Origin of the sequence: Marinomonas atlantica (assembly GCF_001639725.1) — a bacterium.
Taxonomy (GTDB): domain Bacteria; phylum Pseudomonadota; class Gammaproteobacteria; order Pseudomonadales; family Marinomonadaceae; genus Marinomonas; species Marinomonas atlantica.
The window spans coordinates 1-19,430 of record NZ_LTAW01000005.1 but is presented as its reverse complement, the minus strand read 5'-3'; the positions used below and the strand labels follow the sequence as shown (position 1 = coordinate 19,430).

The window sequence follows — 19,430 nt, the reverse complement described above, 5'->3', positions numbered from 1 at the left end:
GTTTTGTACCCTGTTTTTAGCAAATTTTAATCAAGTATTCTAGTCATCGTTGCATTTACGCACACATTTAACATTAAAGTTCAAAAATACGAGGTTTAAATTATGTCTAAAACAATACTTATCACGGGAACATCTACAGGCTTTGGTCATTTAATGGCGACCACCTTATCTGCAGAGGGACACAAAGTGTATGCGTCAATGCGTTCTCCTAGCGGGAAAAATCGCGATCATGCACACACGCTTGAGGCAGCGGGTATTTCAGTGATTGAACTGGATGTTACTAACAATGATTCGGTACAAAGAGCCGTGAATCACATTGTTGAACAAGCTGGAAAAATAGATGTATTAGTGAACAATGCAGGTATTGCGTCTGCTGGGGTATCGGAAGCTTTTTCTGACCAACAGCTAAAAGATTTATTCGATGTGAACGTATTTGGGGTTCAGCGTTTAAGTCGAGCAGTGTTACCCGCTATGCGCGCTCGAGGTGAAGGCTTGGTCATCAATATCGGTTCAATACTTGGCCGGGTTACATTTCCTTTTTTCGGTTTGTACGGTGCCAGTAAGTATGCGCTTGAGGCGATAACAGACAGCTATCGCTACGAGTTATCTAAGTTTGGTGTAGACGCAGTACTTGTTCAACCTAGTGCTTACCCTACGTCTATGTATAGCAGTGTTCAAACTCCGGTAGACGCAAGTTGTACTTCTTCTTATGGAGAGGTGGGAGAAATTCCAAATGCCATGTTTGCACATTTTATGTCAATGTTTGAAGCGCAAGACGCTCCAAACCCAGCAGATGTTGCACAAACCGTCTCAACCATAATTAACACGGAAAACGGCAAACGTCCCGACAGAGCAATTGTGGGCGCGGATTTTGGTAGTGCAGCAATTAACGACGCGACTGCGCCAATTCAAACGCAAACTGTTCAAGCCTTGGGATTGGATGATTTGATTAAATAAGCAAACGCTTAAAAAACACAAAAGGATTTTAGCCAAGCACATGGATGTGTATTCAATGCGAAAAGATCAGAATTTTCTTTATAAATGTGTAATTTCATGTCACACATTTTGCTCGTGACTCGTCTAAAAGATTGCATAACAAATTTGGAGGATTTAATTTATGTTATATGCAATCAGAAATACTATAATTCAACAACCTTTCTCAAAGGTTTATGGCTACATCTCTAACCCAGAAAACTTGCCGAAATGGGCAAATGCGTTTAGCTCTGTGAAAGATGGTGCAGCTTTACTCGAAACCCCACAAGGGCAGGTTCCAATAAAACTTAAAACGCTTACAGATAAAGATGCAGGTAATGTAGATTGGGTGATGACTTTCCCCGATGGAAGTGAAGGTATTGCCTATTCAAGAGTATCGCCATTAAGTGATGATACAATGCTTTATAGTTTTACGCTTACTCCACCTCCTTTACCTTTAGAAGAATTGGAAGGTGTGCTTTCTCAACAATGTTCTATTCTTGAAAAAGAGTTAGAAGAACTTAAGATCATACTGGAAAAATAATAAACATGAATAGTCCGGAGCAAATTACCGAGTGGGTAGTGAATGCACTCGATGGCAATCGACGTGCTATGGAGTCGTTGCTACGGGCTATTCAACCCGACGTTTATAAATTGAGTTTACGGTTTCTTATGCTGCCACATGAAGCCGAAGATGCCACACAGGATATTCTACTTAAAATTATGCTAAGGTTGGCGCAATTCAAACAAAATAGTGCTTTTAAAACCTGGGTATATCGCATTGCGACTAATCATTTAATCGATTTGGGAAAGGGAAAAAAAGTCCACAGTATGTCGTTTGATGAATTTGCAGATGATCTACAACACGCCGCAGATGGCAGTGCTGAATCAAGTGGTTTTGAAGCGAGTTTGTTATCGGAAGTTCGAATAGGTTGTACTTTAGCTATCTTGCAATGTTTGGAGAGTAACTTAAGGGTAGCTTATATTGTGGGTGAAATCCTAGAGTTTACGCATATTGAAGCTGCTCATGTATTAAATTTGTCACCTGCTGCTTATAGAAAACGGATATCACGAGCAAAAGCCCTTGTTGAGAATTTCATGCGAAGTCATTGTGGGTTAATTAAAACAACCAATCATTGTCGATGTCATAAAAGAGTGAAACCAGCAACGAATTGTGGACGAGTAAATAAAGACAACTTAATATTTGCGTCGTCACTCAAAGAAGCAAAGCAATTTCCCGACGTATTAGAAAAGGTTCGTGTACTAGAAAGTGCTCGACGCACCGCTGCTCTTTTTCGGGCTCATAAGATAGAAGTGAAAAGCCAAGATTTCGGAAATTGGTTACAGTCTTTGCTTAGCCAGTATTATGCTGTGGCGCAACGCGCTGACTAATCAAGTGTAATAACAAGGATAGCTTTTAGTACAAAGATTGTTTTCGTCTCACCGCGCCAACCGTTTCGTCAAAGTCTTTTTTAAACGCTCTAGAAAACGCAGCATCCGACTGATATCTCACCAATTGAGCCACTTCTTGAATCGAGTGCCTTTGTTTCAATTTAGCGTATGCTATTTGCATTCTCCACCACGTAAGATATTGAGTGGCAGTGATACCTGCAATACTTGTAAATAATTGGGAATAGCGCGTGCGAGACATCCATGCTTCCTTGGCTAAACTCGACAAATCCCATTGTTTCTCAGGGTGACTATGAATTGCTTTTACGGTTTGATACAGCTGCGGGTGGGCGTAAATTGCAAGTAATCCGCTAGTGTGTCGCTTTGCTGACAAAACTGTCGAAGTGTACAGGCAATCATAACTTCACAAAGTCGGTTTAATACAGGATTTTCCAAACTTGAGCTTGTGATATTTTCATGCATTATGAGATCAGTCAATTGGGGTAGCCAGTACTGATTGTCGGTTTTTCTAATCACCACAACTTTGGGAAGTAAATTAAATAATAGCCCCGAGCCTGAATGGTTAAAGTTAATAGAACCGCACAACATACTGGTGCCCTCTAAGTGCTGAGCTTGGTCTATGGGGAGTATTTGACTTGATGCGTTACTGACTTTAACTGGATTCATCGAATGATCCAGTTCCTTGCGAAAAATTACGACATCACCTTGTTCTAATACCCAATCACCTTCTCCTGAAACATGTAGTTCGCAGGAACCTTGAACAGGCATATACGTGCTTTCATATAAATTTCAACATTTAAACGCATTAGACCAATAGGATCGTCAAATAAACACAGACATACCTCAACATCTTAGGTAAAAGGCCAGTTAGACTGGCCTTTTTGTTTAATTCGTTTAGTTGCAGTAGATGTTTCATCAAGAAGTAACTGATGACACTTAAGGTGACAGAGTAAATAATTGCTCGGATTGGTTTTTCACCAAACAGAATAGAAAATATCGAACCAACAATGGCCGTCGACACTATAAATCCTGCTTTTTCAAATAGAAAAGCGTAACCTGTCATTAACGCAACACCGCTTAGAAGTTTTAGCAGCACCGCGCTCGTTGGTGCCCATTTATTTGGGCTGGGTTTAACGAATAACCAAACAGAACAAAAAGCCATTACTGTTGATAAGATAAGAGGAAAGGCTTTAGGCCCAAGCGGTTCATACTGAAAAGGCACATCGAAATGATACGCTGTCCAGGCAATAAGCCCAGACAGACATAACAGAGCGCCAGCAAATAGGCGGTCAAACATAAAAAGTCCCATCCATTATTTAATCAAGCCGGCTGCTTTCGCTAATTCACGCATGTCTTGAACACGTACTTTTACATATTCATCCAATGCTTCGCCGTGCATGTAAAATGGCATCAAACCTTTTTCTGCAACTGTTTGCTTAAAGCCATCTGTTTTGTAGGCTTCGGCAAATTTGTTTGACCAGTATTCGTATGCGTCGTCAGAGACTTTTGGTCCTAGATAGTAGCCACGCATGATAGTCCATTCCGCATTAAAGCCTTCTTCATGCGCCGTTGGGATAGAAGAAAACTCACCTTCCAAACGCTCTGGAGACATAACCGCTAAAACACGTATTTTACCTGAGTCAAGTTGACCTTTCATTTCACCGATGTCACCAGGGTAAACTTTGATGTGACCACCCATCAGGGCCGCAACAGCTTCACCACCACCTTCGTAGGCAACGTAGCGCATTTTCTTAGGATCAATGCCAGACGCTTTCATTAAGATTGCTGCTTTCATCCAATCTTGGCTACCAACACCACCAGCACCTAAAACAAAGGCGGTAGGATCTTTTTGCATATCTTTAACAAGATCGCCAAGTGTTTGCCATGGTGCGTCCGATGAAACAATGATGGCACCGTAGTCAACACCAGCAGTGCCTACCCAGCGTGCATCATTTTCGTCTAAACCTTTACCAAATTTGCCTTGCGCTAGGTTAAGCAAAGAACCAGAGCTAAATGCCACAAGTGCATCACCGTCATCTGGATTAACTTTGTTGATATGGTTGTATGCAACTGCGCCAACACCACCAGGCATAAACTTAATGGCCATTGGCTTTTCAAGTAGTTGTGCACGTTCGAAACCTGTTGTAACAACTCGACAAGTCAAGTCAAAACCGCCACCAGGTTTTGCTGGGGCAACACAGGTAGGCTTAGATGGCTCATAGGCAGAAGCCATGGATGTCATGCCAATGAAAGAAAGGGCTAGGAGAGATTTCTTAAAAGTCTTCATTATTAAAGCTCCGCTTTTGTTGTTATTGTTCTGCATCGAAGATCGCAGTAAGGTAAAAGTAAGCACCGAAACTGACATCAACCTGACAGGTATAAAAAAGAGTATCTCTATGCGTGTTTTACTAACCGAAGACAATGAAGGATTAGCCAACTCTATTGTTCATTATTTCACTGACAACGGGCATGCAATTGACTGGGTTAGTAGCGCGGAAAAAGCGGACTCCATACTCGCACATGACGAATTTGATATGTTAATTCTTGATGTTAACTTGCCAGGAAAAAGCGGCTTTGAGTTGCTATCGTCCTTAAGATTACGAAAAAATCCGCTTCCTGTATTAATTTTAACAGCCCGCGCTGACATCGATGGTCGCGTAAGTGCCTTGGACTTAGGGGCGGATGATTATTTGGTAAAACCGTTCGATTTAAGAGAGCTGGCTGCACGTTGCCGAGCCCTGGCGAAACGAGAACGGGGAAAATCAGACAACGAAATTCAATGTGGCAATTTAGTCTTTAATAGCGCGACTAAAACCGTAAAAATTGACGATGAGATCATCGAACTGCGTCCACGCGAAGTCCAAATGCTGGAATTGTTTTTAACGCATTTGGATAGAATGCTAACAAAAGATGATATTGCTAATCGTCTTTATAATTTTGGTGAGGCCTATACACCTAATGCGGTCGAGCAGATTCTTACGAGGCTAAGAAAGCAAATTCAAGGGTCGACTTTGATCATCAAGACCGTTCGTGGCATGGGTTATTTAGCACATGTCCATGATTAAAGCACGCCTAGACCTGTCTTCTTCGTCGAAAATGTATTCTCTTCGAAAGAAAATGCTGACCCGAACAGCGTTATTGATGTGTACCATGTTGGCTATATTGAGTGTCGGCGTTTGGCATTATGCTAATACAAGTGCCAATTATTCATATGATCGACTGCTCTCAAGTGCCAGTGTTACCATGTTGGATGGCATCAATGTCGCTAAAAACAAGGTACATATTGATCTGCCCTATTCCGCTTTTGAGATTTTACAACTCGCCCCTGAAGATAAAGTTTATTACGCCATTTATGGTCCAAATGGTGATTTTTTAAGTGGTTATTCGGATTTACCTCTTTCCCCATCGGTAACGGAGCAAGCGTCCACGCAGCCACGTTATGAATTGCATTTTTACAAACAGCAAAAAGTACGCTTTATTGTGCGTCATAAGCGCTTAAGCGAGCGTTCTGTTGCTGGCAATGTCTCTATCATTTTGGGGCAAACAACCATTGCCCGCGATGAACAATGCGGGACACACTGTATGCCGCGCTTACTGCCTTAATGACCGTCATGGCCATTGCTCTCTTGGTTATGTGGGTTGCTATTAATCGAGCCCTATCACCGCTTAGTTGGCTTTCTTCACAGCTTATTCCTCAGTCGCCTATGGATAATGGGCAATTGCCCGAAACTCAAATTCTAGAGGTTGCCCCACTAACGCATGCGATTAATAACTATCGACAACAATGGTTGGACGCATTGGCAGCCATGCGCGACTTTATTGCTGACGCGTCTCACCAAATACGTACAGCCCAAGCGACAACAAAAGCTCAGCTTGAAATCGCTTTATCATCTAAAAATGCGCTAGTAGACAGAGACATTGTTGAAGCAATCTACCAAGACCACACCAAGCTCACACGATTGACTAATCAATTATTAGTTCACGCAACTATCGTTCACAGAGGTGATCATCAAACATTTACGCCTATCAATATGCACGATTTTTTACAGGAAGTTATCACGTATGCAGTACGCGATTATGCGCACACAAACATTGAGTTTGAATATGTCCCCGCCTCAGAGAACATCATTATTCTTGGGGATGAAATAGTGCTTAAAGAAGCTTTACGAAATGTCATCGATAATGCCGTTGCACATGGTAAGACAGGTAACACTGCAACGCATGGGATCATTCGCATTCGCCTAGAAGCATCTAATCAGGATTGTAGAATGTACGTAGAGGACAACGGTCAAGGCATCCCTGAAGATCAAAGAGCGCAGGCATTAGAGCGCTTTGTGAAGGTCGGAACGAACACTCAGGGGTCTGGTTTAGGACTTGCGATCGCGCAAAGTGCTGCGCTATCCCATCATGGCGACCTTATACTTTCTGAAAGTGAACTGGGAGGTCTTGCCGTTAGCTTTTCATTACCACGATTAACGGAGACACTCAATGCGCCATTTAATTATTAGCCTCTTGAGTTTTTGCTTAACCACCCACCTTTTCGCGAACGATACCGTGCTTCGTATATACAGTGCTACAGACATTAGTGCGATACGCCCCATGCTGCACGAATTTGAGACGTTTTATCCGAACACGACGATCGTCTATAGAGAGTTCAATACCATTGAACTTTTTCAAGAGCTACTCACGCCAACGTTACCCGCACCTGATGTGGTGATCAGCTCTGCCTCAGATTTAAAGGTAAAACTGGTTAATGATGGTTTTGCCCAACCTGTTTACGATGTACCTGACGTATCCGCCAATCAATCTTGGGCACAATGGACAAACGAGCTTTTTGGATTCACCTATGAACCGGTTGTGTTTGTTTACAACAAAGAGGCGTTTATCAATAAACCCATTCCCCACACCCACGAAGCACTTGCTGAACAGCTGAGGGAGCAAGCGAATTTTTATCACAATAGAATTGGCACTTATGATGCTGCCAGCTCAGGTCTGGGTTATTTGGTGGCCTCTCAAGACGAGGTTGCTTTCGGCCTTACAGGTCGATTACAGGAGAGTTTAGGTCGGGCAAGAGCCGATATTCATTGCTGTACATCATTACTTCTGACACGACTCACAACAGGAGATTTGGTTTTCGGCTATAACCTTTTAGGTTCTTACGCCATGGCAAAAGCGGCTCATAATGAGCACATTGGCGTAATTGTTCCTGAAGACTATACGTTGGCTATTATTCGCTCCGCTTTTGTCCACCGAAACGCTAACGTTCCAGCACTGGCAGCTACTTTTATCAAATCCCTACGATCTCCAGCCGGACAAAAAACCATTGCAAAAAAAACAGCATTAATGCCACTTGACCGGCGTCTTGGCTCCCATAATGACACCAATAATCAGCTGCAAAAGTCTACTAACTTTCACCCTATTCGTCTGGGACCTGAATTATTACTCTACTTGGACCAACATAAAAAAATGCAGTTTTTAAACAACTGGTCGTTAGCATTGGACCCTTAACTACGAAGCGTAACGTTAACAAGAAAGGCATTTAAAACGATTAACCCATCACACCATATTAGAAACGAACCCTCTGATCATGCCGTGATGATCAGAGAGGTGGAGAATCGCCAATGCATCTCTCCTAGACGATACAAGCCTACACTCAAGCAGTTCAATCTCGCGGTGCGAAAAACGTCGTTGTTTTTTTCAGCGTAGCGTCTCCTGCCGTAAACACCATTTCAACCGCTGTTTTTCCGGCAGCCGGGGCATTTGTACACAGCCGAACAGAACGCCAGTAAGCATCACCAGGCTTAAGCGCGATATCAGAATCACCGTAGATTCGGTAGGCTGAAGTACCGACCCGCATTTGCATCATTTTAGCCTCGATATTAAACGCTTCCGCTTTGACTTTATAAAAGTTACACACGTCTCCATTCCCCATGATGCTGTACATTGCACCTCGCTCGCGGTTGAATTCCACTAATAAATCCGTTGTCTGAGTGAAGCCATACGCGACCGTTGCAAACGCGATAGACATGACTGAAAAATACCCGATAAGTCGTGGACGCAACAGCTGATAGCGTTGGCCTTCCAGTTCCGATTCACTGGCAAAACGAACCAATCCTAGCGGCTTGGAAAGCTTTTTCATGACACTGTCGCACGCGTCAATACACGCACCACAATTAATACAAGGTGCCTGCAAGCCCTGTCGAATGTCGATCCCAACAGGACATACTTGCACACACATTTTACAGTCAACACAATCCCCTTGACGCGATGCCTGTGGTAGCTGGCGCTTAGATACCCTTGGCTCGCCGCGAACAACATCATACGATACAACTTTACTGTGCTGATCCAACATCACTGATTGGAAACGTGAGTACGGGCAAGCATGTAGACAAATTTTCTCGCGAACAATGCCAGCATTAAAGTAAGTGAATGCGCTAACAGTAATAAGCCAGCCCACTAGGTAAATGGGCAGTTCAAAATGAATAATCTGCGACAATAAACTGTATAAATCGACAAAGTAACCGGTGAATGTTAAAGCGGTCCAGACAGACACGACCAACCATAATGCGTGCTTTAAGAGCCTTCTGTATACGTGCGCTTGTTTAATCGGCTGCTTATCTTGTTTGGCTCGTCGATTGGCTTTGCCCTCGACCACATCTTCAATACGAATAAAGATCCAAGTCCACACACTTTGTGGACATGCAAAACCACACCAGACTCGTCCTGCCAACATGGACAAAAAAAACATCAGTGTTGCCCCCGCAATAAGCAGCCCTCCAAGCAGCTGAAGATCGTACCAAGACAACTCCAAACCAAACAGTAGAATACGATGCGTAGAAAAAGAGAACATCAACACTGGAACGTCATCAATACGTAGCCAACATAACAGAAAAAACGCAGTCAACATCGGCCAACTAATCAAGCGTCGTAACGTTTGAAAGCGTCCCGTTATAAGGCGCACGTAAATCTTGCCATCCGAAACAGTGGTGTCTTTTAAGGGAATCTTTTGCATGGGTTGTACCTCAATGAAACATCGAAGCTACTTTAGTGATATTTAATTTTAGAATTAGAGACAGATCACCCCGAAATACATGAGCACAGAAGGTTAAAAGCCGTCCCTTGATTTAACTCAAATTTTTGCCACCAACCAAAAATTTAATACGTTAAAAACATACCCAGATAGATAAATTTCTAAATAAATTCGATAAACTATACCCAGATAAACCCATTAAACTAGGAGCACTACCTTATGGGGGCATTTCGTTACCAAGCACTTGAAGTATTGCTTCGCCAACAGATTCAAACAGGTCGTTTTAAAGTGGGTGAAAAACTCCCCTCTGTCAGAACACTCTGTAAACTCCATGAGATGTCTAAGGCAACAGTTGTTCATGCTTTACATAAATTAGAAGCCGATCACCTGATCTATGCGGTGCCTAAATCTGGATACTTTGTGAATGAGACGAACGCGGATTACAATGCGCCGCAAAAAATCTCTACTCCTTCGGTCCCAGCATTAGTAAACGTGCCTGACATTTTTCGGGATATTATGTCTCGAAGTGCCGCGTTCGACATATTGCCGACGGATGACCCCGTGCCCATGGCACAACATCTAGTCACTCTGAATCGCATGATAGGCAAAGCTTCTCGGACGCATCCAGAACAGAAAGCCCATTATTACGATGAACCCAAAGGTCATGTGGGATTGCGTCAAGCTATTGCTGACTTATATCGGCAGCGTGAAACGCACTTAACACCAGACGACTTATGCATTACCTCAGGCTGCCAGCATGCCTTGTTTCTCGCTTTAATGGCTGCTTGCCAACCAGGAGATACTGTCGCGATTGAATCGCCTGCCTTCTACGGTGTATTACAACAACTGGAGCAACTTGGGCTGCACGTAATTGAAATTTCATCTGACCCCAATACAGGAGTTGATTTACAAGAGTTGGCTCAAAAAATACAAGACTGGCCGATCAAAGCCTGCATTGTCACCCCAAATTTCAACACCCCAACTGGGGCTAAAATGCCCATAGAAAATATTCGATCGCTTCTTCAACTTGCCCACCAACATGATTTTTATATCATAGAAGACGATATTTACGGTGAGCTACGTTTTCGCAGTGAACTTTGCCAACCTATTAAAAGTGAATGCCGCGAAGGTCGAGTGATCTTGTGTAGCTCGTTTTCAAAGTGCTTATCAAGAGAACTTCGTATCGGCTGGGTCGCCGGTGGTTCATTGCATGCAAAAATAGTCCAGTTAAAACTGATTACGCAATTGGCTAGTCCACTAGCGGTACAAGAAGGGTTAGCAGCGTTTATTCAGCAGGGACATTTCAAGCGTTACGTCAATCAATATCGCCAGCAATTAAAAGAGCAAAGAGACCAATTGCTCAACGAGCTAAAGCGTTATTGGGGAGGGAAAATTAAGTTTAGTAAACCTAATGGTGGACTCAGCTGCTGGGTTGAGTTCCCTAATCAGATTGATACTCGAAAAAGCTATAAGCTGTTACTGGATAAAGGCATCGTACTCACACCTGGTGTGTTGTTTTCAGCACATGGATTGTATAAAAACCACATGCGTTTGAGCTTTTCGCAACCGTTGACAGAGCGCCGTCGAGCGGCGCTGCATCTTTTGTTTCAAACCTTACTGGAACCTCAGTAACGTAAACTTTGAACCTTACTGGAACCTCAGTAACGTAAACTTTGAACCTTACTGAGAAAAACATGATAAGACCAATAGCAACAGCAAAGTATGACCGGTGTAAGAATAACGCCTCCCCATAGGGTAAATTGTAAACTCGACTCAGGCGCAGCCGTTTGATAGATAGTTACATCTGGCTGGATAATGTTGGGCCACAAACTGGTAATCAACGTGAAAAAAGCCAGACCGAGCAGTCCTAGCGTCAATGCAAATGGCCATCTCTGCCACTCTGAGAATCGAATAACATAGTACACCCAAGTAAACTGCATTAAACCAAGCATTGGAATGAAGCCCATATAGAAGAAATTTGGTAACCCTAACCAACGCTCTCTTAAGGCTTCTGTTAAGAATGGCGTAACAAGGATAAGTACGGTCATTGCGTAGCCAAGCCACACTAATAAATGGTGCGAGTATTGGCGCATTTTTTTGTTGAGTGCGTTTTCTGTTTTGATCAGTAACCAAGTGGATCCCAATAAACCATAAGCAGGCAAAATACAAAAACCTACCAGAATACTAAACCAACTCACCCAATCCCATGCACTTCCAACGAATTGACCATTCTCAACGGCAAAACCTTCAATCACCGCACCTACTGCCACGCCTTGAAAGAAGGTCGCCACAACAGAGCCCACACAGAACAAGGCATCCCAAATACCTTTATCTTTAGCGCCCGCTTTAAAGCGATATTGAAAGGCAACTCCGCGCAACATAAAACCAAACAACAGACACAACAAAGGAACGTATAACGCGTCTAAAATGATCGAATACGCCAGCGGAAACACGGCCATCATACAAGCCCCACCGAGCACTAACCAAATTGCATTCCCGTCCCATACAGGGGCCACGGAATTTATCATTACATCTCGGTCTTGTTTATTTCGAACCCCAATAAACAACAAACCGACACCCAAATCAAAACCATCCATCAAGACATACATCATTAGCGCAAAGCCAATCACGATTGCCCAGATGATCATTAAGTCGAATCCCATAATGTTACCTCTTAATCAATAAAACCTTCACAACAGACAGTGATTTGACAGGATGCTGTACCAATGTAAGGGATCTCTGCTGTGCTTCTAAACAAGCTGATAATAGGCTATTTAAGATTTCAGTACAGGCACAAAAAAGAAGAGAATAAATAGGGACAGATATAAGCGCTCAGCGAATTTTCAGTTTCTGTCACCATCATTTATTTAACATCTGCCCCTACTAATTGAGCAAAAACAGCACCAATATTCAGTTTATGAGATGACTTTTATTGGACATATAATGACTACTTGCCTACCTAAATTCAGCCTTGAGACGACAGGCAAGAGCGTAAAGGAGCTCTCAACGGTTGCCGACATGTTGCCAACTCGTACACCCGTTAATATCGCTTTTCTTGGCAATGAAACGCACGAGCAAAGAATTCAGGCCGCTGTCACGATTAAATCGCTCGGTTTAGAGCCGACACCTATCCTTTCTTCAAGAAGGGTCTCATCAAAAGCAGACCTTGACTATTTCGTGAATGAGCTAAAATATCGCGCTGACATTAAACGACTTATGTTTGTTGGCGGTGACCCAGTGGCGCCTGAAGGACCGTATGAAAATTCACTGGCGCTATTTGAAAGCAATATATTGAAGACTTGTGATGTTGAAACCATCGTTATAGCGGGCTATCCAGAAGGACACCCTCATATAACGTCAAATCAGCTAATGGTTGCATTAAAGTGGAAAATCGCATTTCTAAGAAAAAATCAATACAAGATAGAGATCACTACGCAGCTGGCGTTTTGTACAACACGTATTATTAAGTGGGTTCAAGAAATCAGGGCAATGGGGATAATAGAGACTATTCGAATCGGCGTGCCTTGCCCAACAAAGGTGAAAACAATACGCCACTTCGCTAACCTATTTGGTGTGCCTATTACGGCTGACTCACTCGCTAATTATGAGATGGATACCGCTAACCTGCAGCTTGATGCGAATACTGACTCAATTTTCGTTGGACTGGCTCAGCAGATTGAAAGACTGGGTATTAAAAATGCCTATTTTCATCTTTACACTCTAGATGGTGTAAATAAAAACACATTATGGATACAGAAACATCTATAGTGACCAATCAGCTCAACTCCATAAAGCCGTAAAATCAACAGAGCACAACCTAGATTCGACACTCAAAACAAGAATGAAACGTATACTACCATATCGCCTAGTAGATCAATTTATTGATTGCATCGCTTTTGTCATGATTAATGCTCTAAAGTAAGCTAAAAAGTCTGGTCTAAATGCCAACATTCAGCTACCTTTGCCTTTCTTAGACTATGTTTTAATTCGATGTAATCCGCCTATTTTTATCTTTATAAGACAAAAACACTTATTGCTCTTAAATCATAACTAGCATGATAAACAAGTTGTTTCTATTCTAATGAGATAGCACTGATCTACCATTTTTTTAACATCTTGTATTAACCGTTTTTCGAACTCTCAAAGCTTACCAGGTCCAAAACTTATGTCAGCAACGCTATTTTCATTATTGGCTTTATTCGCTAGCGGCTTCTTCATCTACATAAGTCATGGACTCATTAACGTCCTGCTTCCGTTACGATTAAATTTTGAACAAGTCAGTACCGGAAATATTGGCTTAATCATGTCCATGTTTTCAGTCGGGCTATTATTAGGTGGCATGTTTACTAGGCGATTGATGACACGTGTTGGACATATTCGTATGTACACGGCTTCAGCAGCACTCGCCGCTATCAGTATCTTAATTTGCTACCTATGGTTTAATGAGTGGGTCTGGGCCGTTATGCGCATTCTCATGGGGTTTTGTATTGCCGCAACCAACATTGTTTCTGATGGTTGGTTAAGTGAGCGTTCTACATCTGAAACACGTTCAAGAATCCTGGCTACTAACCAAATTGTAGTGCTGTTATCAATGTTCTTAGGGTCATTTGTCGTTAACATAGCCGATGTTACTCATGCAACGCTGTACATCATCGCAGGTCTACTTCTGTGTGGCGGGGTTGTCCCCATTGCCATGGGCAAAGCAACAGCACCTCAAGTCGAAGACACCGTGCCTATGCCAATGCTTCAACTGATTCGCACATCCCCAGTAGGTGCCAGCTCGGTACTGGTCTGTGGCTTAGTATTAAGCTCCCTACTTAGTATGTTGTCCGTCTATGCTGATTCCAAAGGCATTTCTGGTGTCAACTTATCACTATTGGTTGGTGCTGCTATCATTGGTGGTGCGGCGCTGCAATTCCCCATCGGCTATCTTGCCGATCGGTTAGAGCGACGAAAAGTGATCTTGTATATCGTCATGTTCTCGATCGTATGTACGTTACTCATCCCTACCATTCTGGGCTTTGACTTTTTCATTGCCTCATTGATCTTGATTAGTATCAGTAGTGGAATCGTTTCAAGCCTTTATCCACTGGGTATCTCTGAAACATTTGACCGATTGCAACAAAACCAAATGAGCGGTGCCATTGGTGCCATCATTATCATATATGCCGCTGGCGGTATTATTGGACCTTATGTAATCGGTCTTGTAATGGAGCACATTGGCATTGACTATTTCTTTATTGCACTGGGCCTTATTCAGTTAACCTTTGCATTATTTGTTGTCTACCGAAGCAAGGTCCGTAAGTCTATTCCGCTTGAAGAACAAGAATCCTTCGTACCACAAGGGGCTGCGATGGGTTGGGTTAGTAGTGAATTAGACCCTCGTTTAGAATATGTTGATACTTCTATGCTAAGTCATGAGGTGGCGATCGCGGTCGATATTGCTCAATTACAACCTAAACTTGCGTTGAAAATGGTCAGCATTTTGGCACGTTCCTATCCTGAGCAAGTATTAGATTTTGCAAAAGCCCTGGCCAGTATCGAAGGAATTGATGTAACAGAACTGTACCAGCGATTGAATAAGTACGACCCTAATCATGAGAACCAGCAAGAGCTAATCCAAACGATTATCACTAATGCATCTGGATCTACCTCGGAATTAGTAGACCTTGTCTTTAAAGAAGCAGATTACGAAGAAGTGCCTGAGCTGACTACCATGATAACCGACGCAGACCCTGAACACAGTCAAGAAATCTTTGAGGCTGCTGCCGAGTCAGTCATGGAAGAGCACCCTGAAACTGTCGTAGACATTGCTGAGGCCTATGCTACGTCTGCTGCGACACACTTAGAGGAAATGCGCTACGCTGACCGGTTAGCCGAAGAGAGTCATGTTGAAGAAACTATCACCGGTATGGTTGACTACATCTCTGAAAACACTCCCGAGCACGTTGAAGATATCGAATCGGTGATTCCTGACACATTGAAATACAAAGACGAATCATCTTAATACGCTTATTGAACGGGTATCCTGTTTCTATTTTCAGATGCAGGATACTCAAGCCTCATTCAGGCTCTCTTAAATTGAAAAAGAGCCCTGCCCGGCCTCTCCTTCCGTAAATTCTCGCAAGAGAACATTTATGAAAACTTGCACTTCGTTTTACATCAAAACGACCCAAGAAATCTTTCCGCACCCTTAACTATTAATAATATTCAACACCACCTGAATTAAGAGAATTTTACTCATATTAAAAAGTTACGTATAAATACGTCCTATACAACATTGCTGCTGAGACATCGAAGCTTGAAACAGGCCATAGAAAGCAGGGAATTAACTCGGGGTTCGCCCCATGAAATAGGACAACAGACCATGAGCCAGAATTTTAGTTTTTCAATTCAAACGACCCCCTTCGATGAGCACTATCAGCCATCAAACAACACTCGCGCTACAACAAATTTTGCGAATTTGGCAAGAGGTGAAAGGCGTCAAGATAATCTTCGTGACACCTTGCGAATGATTAATAACCGCTTTAATGCCTTGGCCGATTGGGATAATACAAATGGCAATCGCTATTCAGTTGAGCTTGAAATTGTCTCTGTAGAGATCGATATCGAAGGGAATGGTCAGACCTTCCCAACCATCGAAGTGTTGAAGACACATATCCTCGACCATAAAACAGATACGCGTGTTGAAGGCATCGTCGGCAACAATTTTTCGTCGTATGTCAGAGATTATGATTTCAGCGTATTACTTCAAGAGCATAATAAAAACCAAGAACATTTTAGTGTTCCAACAGACTTTGGCGAGTTGCATGGCAATATCTTTCAGTCATTTATTACCTCAAAAACTTATAAAGAAAATTTTAACAAGCTGCCCGTAATATGCCTGAGCGTTTCTGAAAATAAAGCCTATCACCGTACCAAAAATCAACACCCAATACTTGGTGTGGAATACCACGTAAATGAGTCTTCTTTAACAGAAAACTACTTCAAAAAAATGGGTCTGAACGTTCGCTACTTCATGCCACCAAACAGCGCTGCGCCATTAGCGTTCTATTTCTTTGGTGACTTATTAAATGACTATACGAACCTAGAACTGATCAGCACTATTAGCACGATGGAGACATTCCAAAAAATCTATCGTCCTGAGATTTACAATGCCAACGCTGTCGCTGGTGAGCTTTTCAAGCCAAGCCTGAAGCACCCAGATCATTCATTGACACATATCCAGTATGATCGTGAAGAACGTAGCCAACTAGCAGTGAAACAAGGGAAGTTAACGGAAGAGCACTTTATTAAGCCTTACCAAGCCATCCTTGAACAATGGTCGGCGCAAATCACTTACTAATTACCCTTATAAGAGAAGACAAGTTATTATGACACTATTACCAACATCGACCGCTGGCAGCCTACCAAAACCCTCTTGGCTTGCTGAACCTGAAACGCTTTGGTCACCATGGAAACTACAAGACGACCAATTAGTAAGCGGTAAACAAGACGCTCTTCGCATTGCTCTTCAAGAACAACAACACGCTGGTATTGATATCATCAGCGATGGCGAACAAACTCGCCAACATTTTGTAACCACATTTATTGAGCACCTTAACGGTGTGGATTTTGACAATCGCAAAACAGTCAAAATACGTGATCGTTATGATGCTAGCGTACCAGTTGTCATCAACGCTGTTTCGCGTCAGAAGTCAGTATTCGTTGAAGACGCTAAATTTTTGCGTCAGCAAACAAAACAACCGATTAAATGGGCACTGCCTGGACCAATGACAATGGTTGATACACTTTACGACGACCACTACAAAAGCCGTGAAAAACTAGCTTGGGAATTCGCTAAAATCCTAAATGAGGAAGCCAAAGAATTAGAGGCTGCAGGGGTTGATATTATTCAGTTTGATGAGCCTGCCTTTAACGTGTTTTTTGACGAGGTCAATGACTGGGGAATAGCCTGTTTAGAACGTGCCATTGAAGGTCTTAAGTGTGAGACTGCCGTGCATATTTGCTATGGATACGGGATCAAGGCCAACACTGACTGGAAAGAATCGCTGGGATCAGAATGGCGTCAGTACGAAGAAATTTTCCCAAAACTTCAAGCTTCTAATATTGATATCATTTCGCTTGAGTGCCATAACTCGCGAGTACCAACTGAGCTTTTAGAACTGGTCCGAGGTAAGAAGGTTATGGTTGGTGCCATTGACGTGGCAACTAATCACATAGAAACACCTGAAGAAGTTGCAGACACCTTGCGTAATGTATTGAAATACGTCGATGCTGATAAGTTATATCCCTGCACAAACTGTGGCATGGCACCTTTGTCTCGAAAGGTCGCAAGCGGTAAACTGGCCGCTCTAAACGCAGGTGCAGAAATCATTCGCAAAGAGCTAGGTGCTGCTTAGTTTTATCAACAAAGTTCTCATTCATAGCGTTATCCTCCTTTTTTGATAACGCTATGAAATGCAAACTATGACCCTTTTTCAAACGCGAACTTACTCTGTCATTTCGTGTTCCATGTGATCAATACATTGCGAACTGTACCAGTTAGAAACTCGCGAATTATCTCTGTCTCTTGATTCAAAAATGCTTAGTTCAAAAGAAATCGACGACTTAGTTCCAGGAGGCAAAGGCGATTGGCGTGGAGGTATCTACACCCCTTCTGATGGTCGTGCAGAACCATCTATCGCAACCACCGCTATGGCCAGATCTGCCATCGCTAAAGGTGCGATTATGGTACAAGACTGTGCCGTACGAACTTTATCTACTTCCGCAGGGAAAGTATGTTGCGTCGTAACAGAAAAGGGTGAGATTCGATGTGATCAGGTGCTACTTGCAGGCGGAGCGTGGTCGCGCCGTTTTCTTGGCAATCATGGTATTTCGCTACCAACACTGCCTTTGGTCTGCTCGGTATTACGAACCAAACCGATGGAAGGACCAAGTGAAATTTCAGTGGGCGGTCCAGATTTTTTATTCAGAAAACATCAAGATGGTGGTTTTATCATCACGCAACGAAGTGCACTCGACGCTCACATTACTCTTGATCATTTACTAATTGGTTGGCGCTATCTTAGTCAGCTACGAACCCAAGGAGGCTTCTTACGCACCTCATTTGGCAAAGAGTTCTTTAGAGACCTGAAACTGGCTCATCGCTGGAAAGCAAATTCGAAGTCCCCTTTTGAGCAAATTAGAACGCTAGATCCTGCTGCTAACCCAGGACTAAATAATGAAGCGCTAACAAATTTAAGAAAAGCATGGCCTATTTTTAACCAAGCAATCATAGAAGAGTCGTGGGCTGGGGTGATTGATATAACACCTGATTCGAACCCAATAATTGATAGAACTAATACACTTCCTGGATTAACTATTGCCACAGGTTTTTCAGGTCAAGGGGTTGGCACAGGCCCAGCAGCTGGGCAGCTGGGCAGCTGGGCAGCTTGGCAGCTTGCCGCTGACATTGTCACTAACGCTGAACCAATTATTGATCCTACTCCTTATAAATTCGAGCGGCTCTAAGATCACCCTCAAACGAAATATTAAGTTGCGCTCAGCCAGTGGTACCTAGAGTATGCTGGTTTTTTTGTCATAAACTTGGTGAAGATATAAAGACATATTAAGAACTAAACGCGAAAAAATTTTAATCTGAAGTAATATAAAGGATTAGATGGAAAGAGTTTTAGCGCATTTTAGGGGGGATTGAATGTTCTTGATTACGATATTGGTGGGTGTGGAGAGGTTCGAACTCCCGACATTCGCCTTGTAAGGGCGACGCTCTCCCAACTGAGCTACACACCCATCGCAATGATGGTAACGCTCGCATTTACTTTGGGGAAAAGTAAATGGCGGAATGGACGGGACTCGAACCCGCGACCCCCTGCGTGACAGGCAGGTATTCTAACCAACTGAACTACCACTCCGTTGTCATAGATTGTTTAGCCACTGTTCTATAAGTGGTGGGTGTGGAGAGGTTCGAACTCCCGACATTCGCCTTGTAAGGGCGACGCTCTCCCAACTGAGCTAC

The 19,430-nt window shown here is 42.9% G+C and carries 19 protein-coding genes and 2 tRNA genes; 13 read left to right on the top strand and 8 right to left on the bottom strand.

Annotated elements, in window-relative coordinates; genetic code table 11:
• Positions 1-102: 102 nt before the first annotated feature.
• The 3 genes from AYW75_RS09885 to AYW75_RS09875 all read left to right on the top strand — a co-directional run bounded on the left by AYW75_RS09885 (position 103) and on the right by AYW75_RS09875 (position 2,364).
• Positions 103-957, top strand: coding sequence for an SDR family oxidoreductase (locus tag AYW75_RS09885; RefSeq protein ID WP_067098952.1), 855 nt, complete (start codon positions 103-105; stop codon positions 955-957).
• 160 nt (positions 958-1,117) lie between these two features.
• On the top strand, positions 1,118-1,516 hold the full coding sequence (locus AYW75_RS09880; protein WP_067098950.1) for a hypothetical protein: 399 nt from the start codon (positions 1,118-1,120) through the stop codon (positions 1,514-1,516).
• Positions 1,517-1,521: 5 nt separating this feature from the next.
• Positions 1,522-2,364, top strand: a complete 843-nt coding sequence (locus AYW75_RS09875; protein ID WP_067098948.1) for a sigma-70 family RNA polymerase sigma factor — start codon at positions 1,522-1,524, stop codon at positions 2,362-2,364.
• A gap of 25 nt (positions 2,365-2,389) precedes the next feature.
• On the opposite strand, the gene AYW75_RS09870 is transcribed toward AYW75_RS09875, so the two are convergent.
• Genes AYW75_RS09870 through AYW75_RS09855 form a run of 4 tightly spaced genes read right to left on the bottom strand, consistent with a single transcriptional unit; the run spans position 2,390 to position 4,615 of the window.
• Positions 2,390-2,650 carry a helix-turn-helix domain-containing protein gene (locus AYW75_RS09870; protein WP_269447781.1) on the bottom strand — a complete coding sequence of 87 codons (261 nt, stop codon included), beginning with the start codon at positions 2,648-2,650 and terminating at the stop codon, positions 2,390-2,392.
• Between the two features lie 35 nt (positions 2,651-2,685).
• Positions 2,686-3,150, bottom strand: coding sequence for a cupin domain-containing protein (locus AYW75_RS09865; RefSeq protein WP_067098941.1), 465 nt, complete (start codon positions 3,148-3,150; stop codon positions 2,686-2,688).
• Positions 3,151-3,187: 37 nt separating this feature from the next.
• On the bottom strand, positions 3,188-3,679 hold the full coding sequence (locus AYW75_RS09860) for a tripartite tricarboxylate transporter TctB family protein (protein ID WP_067098939.1): 492 nt from the start codon (positions 3,677-3,679) through the stop codon (positions 3,188-3,190).
• Between the two features lie 15 nt (positions 3,680-3,694).
• Positions 3,695-4,615, bottom strand: a complete 921-nt coding sequence (locus AYW75_RS09855) for a Bug family tripartite tricarboxylate transporter substrate binding protein (RefSeq protein ID WP_231886182.1) — start codon at positions 4,613-4,615, stop codon at positions 3,695-3,697.
• Between AYW75_RS09855 and AYW75_RS09850 the strand changes: the two genes are divergently transcribed.
• Genes AYW75_RS09850 through AYW75_RS09840 form a run of 4 tightly spaced genes read left to right on the top strand, consistent with a single transcriptional unit; the run spans position 4,614 to position 7,890 of the window.
• Positions 4,614-5,447 (top strand): response regulator transcription factor, encoded by an 834-nt coding sequence (locus tag AYW75_RS09850; RefSeq protein ID WP_231886181.1) that lies wholly within the window; start codon positions 4,614-4,616, stop codon positions 5,445-5,447. The genes AYW75_RS09855 and AYW75_RS09850 overlap by 2 nt on opposite strands.
• Positions 5,434-5,985: a sensor histidine kinase N-terminal domain-containing protein gene (locus AYW75_RS18650; protein ID WP_082856476.1), complete on the top strand. Its 552-nt coding sequence runs from the start codon at positions 5,434-5,436 to the stop codon at positions 5,983-5,985. The genes AYW75_RS09850 and AYW75_RS18650 overlap by 14 nt, the downstream gene beginning before the upstream one ends.
• Positions 5,949-6,890, top strand: a complete 942-nt coding sequence (locus tag AYW75_RS18645) for a sensor histidine kinase (RefSeq protein ID WP_082856475.1) — start codon at positions 5,949-5,951, stop codon at positions 6,888-6,890. The genes AYW75_RS18650 and AYW75_RS18645 overlap by 37 nt, the downstream gene beginning before the upstream one ends.
• Positions 6,871-7,890 (top strand): ABC transporter substrate-binding protein, encoded by a 1,020-nt coding sequence (locus AYW75_RS09840; protein WP_067098931.1) that lies wholly within the window; start codon positions 6,871-6,873, stop codon positions 7,888-7,890. Before AYW75_RS18645 ends, AYW75_RS09840 begins: the two co-directional genes overlap by 20 nt.
• 154 nt (positions 7,891-8,044) lie before the next feature.
• Here AYW75_RS09840 and ccoG read toward each other — a convergent pair whose 3' ends face one another.
• A complete protein-coding gene (gene ccoG, locus AYW75_RS09835) occupies positions 8,045-9,394 on the bottom strand; it encodes a cytochrome c oxidase accessory protein CcoG (RefSeq protein WP_067098928.1) in 1,350 nt (449 codons plus the stop codon).
• A gap of 237 nt (positions 9,395-9,631) precedes the next feature.
• Here ccoG and AYW75_RS09830 point away from each other — a divergent pair, with 237 nt between their 5' ends.
• Complete coding sequence (locus AYW75_RS09830; protein WP_067098925.1) at positions 9,632-11,044, top strand: aminotransferase-like domain-containing protein; 1,413 nt, start codon at positions 9,632-9,634, stop codon at positions 11,042-11,044.
• 26 nt (positions 11,045-11,070) lie between these two features.
• Here AYW75_RS09830 and cydB read toward each other — a convergent pair whose 3' ends face one another.
• Complete coding sequence (cydB, locus tag AYW75_RS09825) at positions 11,071-12,075, bottom strand: cytochrome d ubiquinol oxidase subunit II (protein WP_067098922.1); 1,005 nt, start codon at positions 12,073-12,075, stop codon at positions 11,071-11,073.
• 280 nt (positions 12,076-12,355) lie between these two features.
• Between cydB and AYW75_RS09820 the strand changes: the two genes are divergently transcribed.
• The 5 genes from AYW75_RS09820 to AYW75_RS09800 all read left to right on the top strand — a co-directional run bounded on the left by AYW75_RS09820 (position 12,356) and on the right by AYW75_RS09800 (position 18,925).
• Entirely contained in the window at positions 12,356-13,180 is an 825-nt protein-coding gene (locus tag AYW75_RS09820) for a methylenetetrahydrofolate reductase (protein ID WP_067098920.1), read from the top strand.
• 397 nt (positions 13,181-13,577) lie between these two features.
• Positions 13,578-15,419 (top strand): MFS transporter, encoded by a 1,842-nt coding sequence (locus tag AYW75_RS09815; RefSeq protein WP_067098917.1) that lies wholly within the window; start codon positions 13,578-13,580, stop codon positions 15,417-15,419.
• 360 nt (positions 15,420-15,779) lie between these two features.
• Positions 15,780-16,757, top strand: coding sequence for a DUF1852 domain-containing protein (locus AYW75_RS09810; RefSeq protein ID WP_067098914.1), 978 nt, complete (start codon positions 15,780-15,782; stop codon positions 16,755-16,757).
• Positions 16,758-16,782: 25 nt separating this feature from the next.
• A complete protein-coding gene (locus AYW75_RS09805; protein ID WP_067099597.1) occupies positions 16,783-17,814 on the top strand; it encodes a methionine synthase in 1,032 nt (343 codons plus the stop codon).
• Between the two features lie 121 nt (positions 17,815-17,935).
• Entirely contained in the window at positions 17,936-18,925 is a 990-nt protein-coding gene (locus AYW75_RS09800; RefSeq protein ID WP_331709524.1) for an NAD(P)/FAD-dependent oxidoreductase, read from the top strand.
• Positions 18,926-19,128: 203 nt separating this feature from the next.
• Here AYW75_RS09800 and AYW75_RS09795 read toward each other — a convergent pair.
• Positions 19,129-19,204 (bottom strand) — tRNA-Val (locus AYW75_RS09795).
• Positions 19,205-19,249: 45 nt separating this feature from the next.
• Positions 19,250-19,326 (bottom strand) — tRNA-Asp (locus AYW75_RS09790).
• Between the last annotated feature and the right edge of the window lie 104 nt (positions 19,327-19,430).